Here is an 887-nt window from a genome sequence, read left to right on the forward strand (position 1 = left end):
GCCAAGCGTTCCTGCGACACGTCGCGCTCAACGCGAAGCCGACGCATGTTCAATCCGACCAGTTCGCGCCCTCGCATAATGCGAGAACTTCCTTTTTGTCGACCTGTAAACCACGGGCCATATCCAACAATTTAAGAAAGTCCTGCCATCCTCGAATTGGAGGTCCGGCATGGGCAAGAAGTTACGGATTGCACGGGATTTGGGCGAAGCGGGAACCTTAGATTGGTTATCCGGCTGGATCGGCGGCGAACGCCAAACGGTGCGAGTTAGACGCATCGAAATGACGTGCCCAGCCACGCCCTTGCTTGATCGTCGAGAGCGTCAGAAGCTCGACAAGCTGAGCGCCAAGAATCAATCTGAACTGCATAGCTATTTGAAATTTGCGGCGAAGAAATGGCTGGAAACCGAAACGCCGGGGCGGCGCGTGGCCAGCGAACAAGGCTATTACTCACCGGGATTGCTATCGGGAATGGTCGATTTCCGGGACGCGAAGGATCGTCGCATCCGGCTTACCAGTCCCCGGTTCCTATCCGGGCGTTCATTCTTCCCCTGCGAATATGGCGAAGTGTTCCGTTTCGACCTTTATGTGAAAGGAACGGTTGCTGAGGTTGGCGGGACGCACCAAAGCAATTTGCTACAGCCGTTGCTGGACGGGATGGCTGACCGCTCCCTGTGGTTCCCTTACCCGGATACCATTGACTATCGCTCGTTCCGATCATCGGAGCATCTTGTCACCAGCGCGTTCGGATATGAAGTTAGGTTGGTGCGAGGCCGGTCGCGGGGAAAGACAGCGGGCGGTCGGCGATAGTGGGCCTGCTAGGAAATCAGCGGTTACAGCGCGGCTGTGGTCGCAAATGCTATTTCCACCCGCTATCACTATACCCCCC

General features: G+C 56.5%; 1 protein-coding gene. It reads left to right on the forward strand.

The genetic code is table 11. From position 1 onward, the window contains the following. The first annotated feature begins 169 nt into the window (after positions 1-169). Complete coding sequence (locus ACM9ME_RS15410) at positions 170-808, forward strand: hypothetical protein (protein WP_415644343.1); 639 nt, start codon at positions 170-172, stop codon at positions 806-808. Positions 809-887: the final 79 nt, after the last annotated feature.

Source organism: Sphingomonas antarctica, assembly GCF_965137005.1.
Taxonomy (GTDB): domain Bacteria; phylum Pseudomonadota; class Alphaproteobacteria; order Sphingomonadales; family Sphingomonadaceae; genus Sphingomonas_O; species Sphingomonas_O antarctica.